Source organism: Paraburkholderia sp. 22099 (assembly GCF_052045835.1).
GTDB classification, from domain to species: Bacteria; Pseudomonadota; Gammaproteobacteria; order Burkholderiales; family Burkholderiaceae; genus Paraburkholderia; species Paraburkholderia terricola.
In genome coordinates this window covers 81,566-90,884 of record NZ_JBQEPU010000030.1, presented here as the reverse complement: position 1 = coordinate 90,884, position 9,319 = coordinate 81,566, and the positions used below count along the sequence as shown (strand labels likewise).

Below are 9,319 nucleotides of genomic sequence, written 5' to 3'. Positions count from 1 at the left end.
CGCCTGCACCACCATCTTCCTCAGGTGCGCCTGCGTCGCCTGGTCCAGTTTTCGGGCATCAGTTTTCGTCTTCATACCCGTATAACGCGCAAGGCACTATTTGGTGCACCCGTCAGTAAGAACATAACGCCCGGACGCGCGCGTCACGGGCGAATTCAACACAGCGGAGACAGGCATGACCAATGAATTGCAAGCCCGTGTGGTGCGCAAGCTGACGTGGCGCATTTTGCCCTTCGTCATGCTGCTTTACTTCGTGAGCTTTCTCGATCGCGTGAATGTGGGTTTCGCGGCGCTCACGATGAACAAGGATCTCGGCCTCTCGCCGACGATGTTCGGGCTCGGCGGCGGCATCTTCTTTCTCGGCTACTTTCTGTGCGAGGTGCCGTCGAATCTCATCTTGAACAAAGTCGGCGCGCGCGTCTGGATCGCGCGCGTGATGGTGACGTGGGGGCTCGTGTCGGCGGCTTCGGCGTTCGTCGTCGGGCCGAATTCGTTCTACGTGTTGCGCTTTTTGCTGGGCGTGGCCGAAGCCGGTTTCTTTCCGGGCATCATCCTCTATCTCAGCCAGTGGTTTCCGGCGCGCCAGCGCGCGGTGGCCGCCGCCGCGTTCATGGCGGCCGCGCCGTTGTCGACCGCGATCGGCTCGCCCATTTCCGGCGCGATCATGCAGATGCCCGCGTTGTTCGGCTTGAAGGACTGGCAATGGCTCTTCATCATCGAGGCGATTCCGGCGGTGGTGCTCGGCTTCGTGGTGCTCAAGGCGCTCACGGATTCACCCGAAAAAGCGGCGTGGCTCGCCGCGGACGAGAAAGCCTGGCTCGTTGCGACCTTGCGCGAGGAGCGCATGGGACGCGAGTCGCAGGCAGGACATGCGTCGGGTGCGCTCGCGGCATTGCGCGACCCGCGCGTGTGGGTCATGGCGATGATCTACTTCGGCACGTCCGCGGGGCTCTACACGCTCGGCTTATGGGCGCCGCTGATCATTCGCCAGTTCGGTTTCAGCGCGCTCGGCACCGGCGCGTTGAACGCGATTCCGAGCGTGCTCGCGGTGATCGGCATGGTGATGTGGGCGCGGCATTCGGACCGCAGCGGCGAGCGCACCTGGCACGTCGTGATTCCCTGCGTGGTGGCGGGCGCGGGGCTCGCGTGGGCCGGCGTCGCGGATAGCGTCGTGGCGGTGGTGGCGGCGCTGATCGCGGTGAACGTGGGCATCAGCGCGGCCAAGGCGCCGTTGTGGGCGATGCCGAGCACTTTTCTGTCGGGCGCGGGCGCGGCGGCCGGCATCGCCATGATCAACTCGATCGGCAACCTCGGCGGCTTCGTCGGCCCGTTTGCGATCGGCTGGCTGAAAAGCGTGACCGGAGGATACGCCGCCGGGCTTTACGTGGTGGCGGCGAGTCTCGCGGTGTCGGCTTTCCTCGCCCTGGCTATCGGACGACGCGGCTATCGGACGGCGGCCGCGCCGCAATGATCGGCGCGGCTGTCATGCGAAACAGGTGACAGCCCGCCTCAGCCTGTCTTAATCGTCACCCCAGCCGTGGCGCTCGCGCCATTCGCGCTCGTGTTCCTCGTGGCGGCGCCAACGCCGCTCACGCCGCTCCTGATGCTCGCGCCATTCGCGCGCACGCCAGTCGTCGTCATAGCCGTAGCCATAGCCGACGACCGGCGCGGGTGCATACACCACCGGCGGCGGCTCGACATACGCCGGCTGCGCGGGGACGAAAACCGGCCCCGGAATGCCGATGCCGATGCCGACATCCACATGTGCGGACGCCACCGGCGACGCCAGTGCGAAAGCCACCCCTACCGCCGTGCCGACCATCACTGAAAATAAATTCTTGCGCATTGTTTGTTTTCGCCGCATGGATGAAGCGATGACAGTGGAGATGGAACGCAGTGTAGGCAGTGCCGCGATTTGCAGGTGCAAGGGGGATGCGAGATCGGTAACACCGCGTAACGGCGTGCGGGCTTAAGGTTCTCGTAATGATTTCCGTGCATGGCGACCGGCCCGCTTGCCGGTTTACCCTGGCATAAGGTTTCGCGGGAGCGCAGCCGTGCGCTGCCGATGCCCGGCAAACGCACCGGTCAAACCCACGAAGCGCGGTTTTTTTTCATCCCGGCGGCCTACACTTGCTCTCGCGCGACATGCCGGGCCGAGCCTCTCGATAGCCGTCAAACCCTTGCCCCGCAAGGCTTGCGCGTTTTGTCGGCGGGGCGCGCGCGGCGGGGGTGTCGTATTTCCTCATGTGGTTGTCGCAAATAGTCGGCTAGCCGTACTTTTTTCTGGCAACTATGTATGCACAGCGCGGACGGACGTCCGCCACGCAAGGAGAACATTCAATGAATTCCCCGAAGGTCGTGGTCGAAGGGCTGTGCAAGGTGTTCGGCACCAACCCGAAGCAGGCGATCGGCATGCTGGCAGGCGGTGCGACGAAAGAGGAAGTGTTCGCGCGCACCGGTCAGATCGTCGGTGTCCACAATGTGTCGTTCGAAGTCAAGGAAGGCGAGATCTTCGTGCTGATGGGCCTGTCGGGCTCCGGCAAATCGACGCTGATTCGCCTGATCAATCGGCTGGTGGAGCCCACCGCCGGCAAGGTGCTGATCGACGGCCGCGACGTGGCCAGCGTGCCGCGCTCGGAATTGACGGCGCTGCGCCGCAAGGACATGAGCATGGTGTTTCAGTCCTTCGCGCTGATGCCGCAGCGCACCGTGCTGTCCAACGCGGCGTTCGGCCTGGAAGTCGCGGGCATCGGCCGCAAGGAACGCGAGAAGCGCGCGATGACGGTGCTCGAACAGGTCGGCCTCGCGCCGTTCGCCGCGAAGCTGCCGGCGCAGCTCTCGGGCGGCATGCAGCAGCGCGTGGGTCTCGCGCGGGCGCTGGCGGTCAACCCCTCGCTGATGATCATGGACGAGGCGTTCTCCGCGCTCGATCCGCTCAAGCGCAAGGAAATGCAGAACGTGCTGCTCGATCTGCAGCGCGAGCAGCAGCGCACCATTCTGTTCGTCTCGCACGATCTGGAAGAAGCCATGCGCATCGGCACGCGCATCGCGATCATGGAAGGCGGCAAGGTGGTGCAGGTCGGCACGCCGCAGCAAATCATCACGAACCCCGCCGACGATTACGTGCGGGCGTTCTTCGAAGGCATCGACACGAGCCGCTATCTGACCGCGGGCGATCTGATGCAAACCGACGCCGTGCCGCTGATGCATTCGCACGCGACGCAGATCGACGCGTCGAGCGTGGCCGCGACGCTCAACGGCAGCGGCGACTACGCGTTCGTGCTCGACGGCGAGCGCAAGATTCGCGGCTTCGTGTGCCGCGATGCGATGGGCAGCGCGTCGCCGCAGCTCAACCCCATCGAGTGCATCCGCCGCACCACGCCGCTCGACGACGTCGTCGAACGGGTGGTGGCGAGCCGCGCGCCGCTGCCGGTCGTCGAAGCCGACGGCTCCTACTGCGGTTCCGTCAACAAGACGAACGTGCTGAACGTTCTCACGCGCCATCGGAGTTCCCATGTCTGAAGTCATTCCACTCGGCGCCTGGGTCGACCACGGCGTTCACTATCTGCTCGACCACGACGCAAAAACCTTCGACGCGATCGGCAAGGCGATCGAGAGCTTCGCCGCGTTGATCGAGCACGGCTTGCAAGCCGTGCCCATGTGGGCGCTGATGGCATTCTTCGTCGGCATCGGTTTGTGGCGGGTGGGCTGGCGCTTCGCGCTCTTCACGCTGCTCGCGATGCTGCTGATCTACGCCACCGGCTTCTGGGATCAGATGGTGATCACGCTCGGGCTCACGCTGTCGTCGACCTTGATCAGCCTGTTGCTCGGCGTGCCGCTCGGCATCTGGACCGCGAAGAGCCGCTACGTCGAGATGACGGTGCGCCCGGTGCTCGATCTGATGCAGACCATGCCCGCGTTCGTCTACCTGATTCCGGCCGCGATGCTGTTCGGTCTGGGCCGCGTGCCGGGCATTCTCTCGACGGTGATCTTCGCGATGCCGCCGGCGGTGCGCCTCACGTCGCTCGGCATCAAGCACGTGAACCGCGAAATCGTGGAAGCGGGGCAGGCTTTCGGCTGCACGCCCTGGCAATTGCTCTACAAGGTGCAGTTTCCGAACGCGCTGCCCTCGATCATGACCGGCGTGAACCAGACCATCATGATGGCGCTCTCGATGGTGATCATCGCGTCGATGGTGGGCGCGGGCGGTCTCGGCAACGACGTGCTGGCGAGTATTCAGCGGCTCGACATCGGGCTCGGCTTCGAAAGCGGCCTCTCGGTGGTGATGCTGGCGATCATTCTCGACCGCATCACGGAAAGCTTCGGCCGTTCGCCGGGCATGGCGCGCGCGCCGCTGCTCTCCGGCTTGCGCAGCCTGATGAAGGTGCGCCGCGCGCCCGCGGCGCAGCACGGCTGAGCCGCCGATGAAGCGCGACGCGATTGCCGCCCCTGTAGAGACGCCGGCCGACTCGCCGTTGTCGAAACTCGCGCACTTCGGCTTCATGACGCTGCCGAATTTTTCGATGATCGCGTTCACGAGCGCGGTCGAAGTGCTGCGCATGGCCAACTACGTGGGCCGCGCGCAGCACTACACGTGGTCGGTGATCACGCCGGACGGCGAACCGGCGCGGGCCAGCAACGGCATCACGGTGAAGCCCACCACCACGCTGGCCGAGGCCGGCATGCCGGACGTGCTGATCGTCTGCGCCGGCTGGCACGTGCGCGATTACGTGGACGAGACGGTGATCGCGCTGCTGCGCGACGTGGCCGCGCAGGGCATTCCGCTCGGCGGCATCTGCACCGGGCCGTATGCGCTGCTCGCGGCGGGGCTGCTCGACGGTTATCGCTGCACCGTGCATTGGGAGGACATGTCGCCGTTGCACAAGAGCTACCCGCACGTGCGTTTCGCCGACGAACTGTTCGTGATCGACCGTGACCGGATGACCTGCACCGGCGGCACCGCGCCGCTCGATCTGCTGCTGAACCTGGTCGGCATGCGCCTCGGGCATTCGATCGCCGCGCAGGTGTCCGAGCAGTTCATCGTCGAGCGGATTCGCGGCTCGACCGATTATCAGCACATTCCGGTCGACGCGCGGGTCGGTTTCTCGCGCGCGGAACTGATCGAAGTGGTGCGGCTCATGGAAGCGAATATCGAGGAGCCGCTCTCGCTCGACGAACTCGCGCGGCTCGTGCATCTGTCGCAACGGCATTTGCAGCGCATGTTCAAGATGTTCCTGAGCGCGTCGCCCACGCACTATTACCTGACGCTGCGTTTGCGGCGCGCGCGCGAACTGCTGCGCAACACGGATGCGTCGATCGCGCGCGTGACCGCCGTGTGCGGGTTCCATTCGCCGTGTCATTTCAGCAAGGCGTATCGCGCGCAGTTCGGTCATGCGCCGAGCGTCGAACGGCGTTTATCCGCCTGAGCGCCTGAGCGCCCGAACTTCTGAAGCAGGCAACGCAATACCACCCACGCAAGAAAACCAGTCGAGTATCAACCACCCTGAGGGAACGCCATGAAACATGTATGGGCCGCGTCGCTGTGCGCGCTGTCGATGTCGTCTGTCTTTGCCGCGGACCCCGCTAGTTGCCGCGCCGTGCGATTCGCCGACGTCGGCTGGACCGATATCGCGGCGACCACCGGCCTCGCGTCGACGGTGCTCGAAGGGCTCGGCTACAAGCCGACCAAGACGATCGCCTCGGTGCCGATCACGTTCGCCGGCGTGAAGAGCAAGCAGATCGACGTGTTCCTCGGCTACTGGTCGCCGACCATGGACCCGATGATCGACCCGTTCAAGAAGGCCGGCCAACTCAGCGTGCTGCCCACGCCGAATCTGACCGGCGCGAAATACACGCTGGCCGTGCCGGACTACGCGTATCAGGCGGGCATCAAGACGTTCGCCGACATCGCCAAGAACTACGACAAGCTCGACGGCAAGATCTACGGCATCGAGCCGGGCAACGACGGCAATGCGCTGATCAAGAAGATGATCGACAGCAATCAGTACGGGCTCGGCAAGTTCAAGCTGGTGGAGTCGAGCGAGGCGGGCATGCTGGTCGAGGTGAACCGCTCGATCCGCGACAAGAAGCCGATCGTGTTTCTCGGCTGGGAACCGCATCCGATGAACGTGCAGATGAAGATCGATTATCTGTCCGGCGGCGACGACGTGTTCGGCCCGAACTACGGCGAAGCGAAGGTATTGACGGTCACGCCGAGCGATTACGCGACGCGCTGCCCGAACGTCGCGAAGCTGGTGGCGAACCTGCACTTCACGACCGATATCGAGAACCACGTGATGCTACCGATCATGAACAAGACCGATCCGAACAAGGCCGCACGCGAGTGGCTGAAGGCGAATCCGTCCGTGCTCGATCAATGGCTCGCGGGGGTGAAGACGTTCGACGGCAAGGACGGCTTGCCGGCGGTGAAGGCGTTCGTGGCGGGGAAGTGATGCCGGGCTAGCCGCGGCATGCGCGGCTGTCGCTTCTTGTGTGACGGCCGCGCATCTCAGATCGCCTGAGCCCGCCCCGGAAAAGTTTCGTCATACCCCGAGCCGTCTTCCACTTGCGCGGCCGTTCCGCGCTGCTCGCGGTACATCATCGGCGGCAAGCCGAACTGCTTGCGGAATTCGCGGCCCAGATGCGATGCATCGGAAAAGCCGCAACTCGACGCGATGTCCGCCACGGTCTTATCCGAACTCGTCAGCAGCCACGCGGCGGTGCGCAAGCGCACCTGCTTCGCGTAGGCTTGCGGCGCCTTGCCGGTCTGCGCCTTGAAAAGCCGTTCCAACTGACGCGGCGAAAGATCGAGCTTGCCCGCCAGTTCATCCAGCGACAGCGAACGCCCCACGTGCTGCTCCATCAGCAGAATCGCGCGCTTCACCTTGGGATGCGCGGCGGGCGCGAGTCCGGGCGGATGCGGCTGCGGCGCATTGCCTTTCTGCATGTCGTCCACCAGCAGAATGCGCAGCGCCTTCTGCACGGTGGCGGTTTCGAAGTGACGCAGCAAGATCGCCGCGGCCACGTCGATCGATGCGCGCCCGCCCGAACACGTAATGCGACGGCGGTCGATCACGAAGAGGCGGTCGGCCACCAGCGCTTCTTCATTCACCGACGGAAAGCGCTCGATGAAATCCCAGTAGTGAAACCAGCTCACGCAAATGCGATGGCCTTCCAGCACGCCCGCGCGCATCAGCGAAAACACGCCGGTGCACATGCCGACGAGCGTCGCGTCGGTGGCGGCGGCGCGGCGGATGAACGCGAGCGTCGCCTCGTTGGCGGCGGGACCGGAATGCAACAGGCCGCCGACCACGACCACGTAATCGAACCGCTCGGCGTTGTCGAAGGTTTCCCACGGCGTGATCTGGATGCCGCAACTCGCGCGCACCGGAGCGAGGGTTTCCCCTATCACGCTCCACGAACAGCGCACGGGCTTGCTGAAGTCGCCTTCATCCGCGGACAGGCGCAGCAGGTCGACGAACCCCGAGAACGCCGTCAGCGTGAAGTTCGGCAGCAGGATGATGCCGAAGCGGATGCGCTGTTTCGAGGTGCCGTCGATCGATTGAAGGGGAAGCGGTTCAGCGGAATTCATGCATGCAGCCGGCAAGAGAAAAGGTTGAATCAAGCATAGCACCGGGGAAACAAGGCGCTTCATCGGGCCGCTTCATTTGCGCCACCGAAGCGGTGCCCCAGCATCGCCAGCGACGGGCGCGACGCCTGTCGCAAATGCGTCAGAAGTCATCGCAAATGCGCCGCGGCGCTTTGCGGGCGGCCCGCTTGACGCCACTATCCCACTGTGATGCCGTTTTTATTCTATCGGTCCAAATTGACGTGCGGTGCAATAGGGGCTACTTCAGGCCGAACCCGGCCACCCATGCATCGCAACGCACAAGGCACGCCATGAACGTCAGCGTTTTCGATCTGTTCAAGATCGGTATCGGTCCTTCAAGCTCGCACACGGTCGGGCCGATGATCGCTGCTTGCCGCTTCGCCTCGCATATCGAGGACGCCAACCTGCTCGGCTTCGTGCGCCGCGTGAAGGTCGAACTGTTCGGCTCGCTCGGCGCGACCGGCAAGGGGCACGGCACGGACAAGGCGGTGCTGCTCGGGCTCGAAGGCAATCTGCCCGATCTGATCGACCCGGACCAGATCGAGCCGCGCTTGCAGGCGATCCGCGAAACGAAGCAACTGACGCTGCTCGGCAAGCATCCCATCAAGTTCGACGAGCGCGAGCATCTCGGCTTCTTTCGCAAGCTGATGCCCGGCGCGCCGGGTTCGAGCATCGTGCATCCGAACGGCATGCGGTTTCAGGCATTCGACGAAAACGGCCAACTGCTGGTGGAGAAAGAGTATTACTCGATCGGCGGCGGCTTCGTGGTGAATCGCGAGGGCGATCGCGTGAACGGCTTGCGCGCCGGCGCTCAGGTGCCGCATCCGTTTCGCACCGGCGACGATCTGATGCGCGTGTGCCGCGAAACCGGCTTGTCGATCGCCGAAGTGACGCTGCGCAACGAATGCGCGTCGCGTCCCGAACAGGAAGTGCGCGACGGCCTGCTCGCGATCTGGCGCGTGATGGCGGCGTGCGTCGAGCGCGGCTGCAAGGTGCGCGGCGAGTTGCCCGGCCCGATGCACGTGAAGCGCCGCGCCGCCGATCTGAGCGCGCAATTGCGCTCGCGTTCCGAGGAGTCGTTGCGCGATCCGCTCTCGATGCTCGACTGGGTCAACCTGTACGCGATGGCCGTCAACGAGGAAAACGCCGCGGGCGGGCGCGTGGTCACCGCGCCGACCAACGGCGCGGCCGGCGTGATTCCCGCCGTGCTGCATTACTACGTGAAGTTCATGCACGCGTCGAACGACGAAGGCATCGTCACGTTTTTGCTGACGGCCGCCGCGATCGGCATCATCTACAAGGAAACCGCGTCGATCTCCGGCGCGGAAGTGGGCTGCCAGGGCGAGGTGGGCGTCGCCTGCTCGATGGCCGCGGCGGCGCTCGCCGCCGTGATGGGCGGCACGCCGACGCAAGTCGAGAACGCCGCCGAAATCGGCATGGAACACAACCTCGGCATGACCTGCGATCCGGTCGGCGGGCTGGTGCAGATTCCCTGCATCGAACGCAATGCAATGGGCGCGATCAAGGCGCTGAACGCCGCGCGCATGGCGATGAAGGGCGACGGCCAGCACTACGTGTCGCTCGACAACGTGATCAAGACGATGCGCGAAACCGGCGCTGACATGAAGACGAAATACAAGGAGACGTCGCGCGGCGGTCTCGCCGTGAACGTCATCGAGTGTTGAACCCGCTACGACGTATCGAGCATTA

9 protein-coding genes are annotated in these 9,319 nt (G+C 64.6%); 7 read left to right on the top strand and 2 right to left on the bottom strand.

Features of this window, described 5'->3' with window-relative positions; translation table 11 throughout:
• Both ACTJLC_RS24940 and ACTJLC_RS24935 read left to right on the top strand, forming a co-directional pair.
• Window positions 1-186 (top strand): hypothetical protein (locus tag ACTJLC_RS24940; RefSeq protein WP_440845519.1); only part of this gene is annotated, 186 nt, incomplete at its 5' end.
• Window positions 176-1,471, top strand: a complete 1,296-nt coding sequence (locus ACTJLC_RS24935; RefSeq protein ID WP_310134151.1) for an MFS transporter — start codon at window positions 176-178, stop codon at window positions 1,469-1,471. The genes ACTJLC_RS24940 and ACTJLC_RS24935, both read left to right, overlap by 11 nt.
• A gap of 48 nt (window positions 1,472-1,519) precedes the next feature.
• Here ACTJLC_RS24935 and ACTJLC_RS24930 read toward each other — a convergent pair whose 3' ends face one another.
• Window positions 1,520-1,846, bottom strand: coding sequence for a hypothetical protein (locus ACTJLC_RS24930; RefSeq protein WP_310134148.1), 327 nt, complete (start codon window positions 1,844-1,846; stop codon window positions 1,520-1,522).
• 494 nt (window positions 1,847-2,340) lie between these two features.
• Here ACTJLC_RS24930 and ACTJLC_RS24925 point away from each other — a divergent pair, with 494 nt between their 5' ends.
• The 4 genes from ACTJLC_RS24925 to ACTJLC_RS24910 all read left to right on the top strand — a co-directional run bounded on the left by ACTJLC_RS24925 (window position 2,341) and on the right by ACTJLC_RS24910 (window position 6,452).
• On the top strand, window positions 2,341-3,522 hold the full coding sequence (locus ACTJLC_RS24925; RefSeq protein ID WP_073431133.1) for a quaternary amine ABC transporter ATP-binding protein: 1,182 nt from the start codon (window positions 2,341-2,343) through the stop codon (window positions 3,520-3,522).
• Window positions 3,515-4,417 (top strand): choline ABC transporter permease subunit, encoded by a 903-nt coding sequence (gene choW / locus ACTJLC_RS24920; protein ID WP_073431132.1) that lies wholly within the window; start codon window positions 3,515-3,517, stop codon window positions 4,415-4,417. The genes ACTJLC_RS24925 and choW overlap by 8 nt, the downstream gene beginning before the upstream one ends.
• A 7-nt stretch (window positions 4,418-4,424) precedes the next feature.
• Window positions 4,425-5,426: a GlxA family transcriptional regulator gene (locus ACTJLC_RS24915; protein WP_310134145.1), complete on the top strand. Its 1,002-nt coding sequence runs from the start codon at window positions 4,425-4,427 to the stop codon at window positions 5,424-5,426.
• Between the two features lie 90 nt (window positions 5,427-5,516).
• Window positions 5,517-6,452 carry a choline ABC transporter substrate-binding protein gene (locus ACTJLC_RS24910; RefSeq protein WP_073431130.1) on the top strand — a complete coding sequence of 312 codons (936 nt, stop codon included), beginning with the start codon at window positions 5,517-5,519 and terminating at the stop codon, window positions 6,450-6,452.
• 56 nt (window positions 6,453-6,508) lie between these two features.
• On the opposite strand, the gene ACTJLC_RS24905 is transcribed toward ACTJLC_RS24910, so the two are convergent.
• The gene (locus tag ACTJLC_RS24905; RefSeq protein ID WP_073431162.1) at window positions 6,509-7,591 is read right to left on the bottom strand and encodes a GlxA family transcriptional regulator; all 1,083 of its coding nucleotides are present in this window, start codon (window positions 7,589-7,591) and stop codon (window positions 6,509-6,511) included.
• A 308-nt stretch (window positions 7,592-7,899) separates the two neighbouring features.
• Between ACTJLC_RS24905 and ACTJLC_RS24900 the strand changes: the two genes are divergently transcribed.
• On the top strand, window positions 7,900-9,294 hold the full coding sequence (locus ACTJLC_RS24900) for an L-serine ammonia-lyase (protein ID WP_073431129.1): 1,395 nt from the start codon (window positions 7,900-7,902) through the stop codon (window positions 9,292-9,294).
• Window positions 9,295-9,319: the final 25 nt, after the last annotated feature.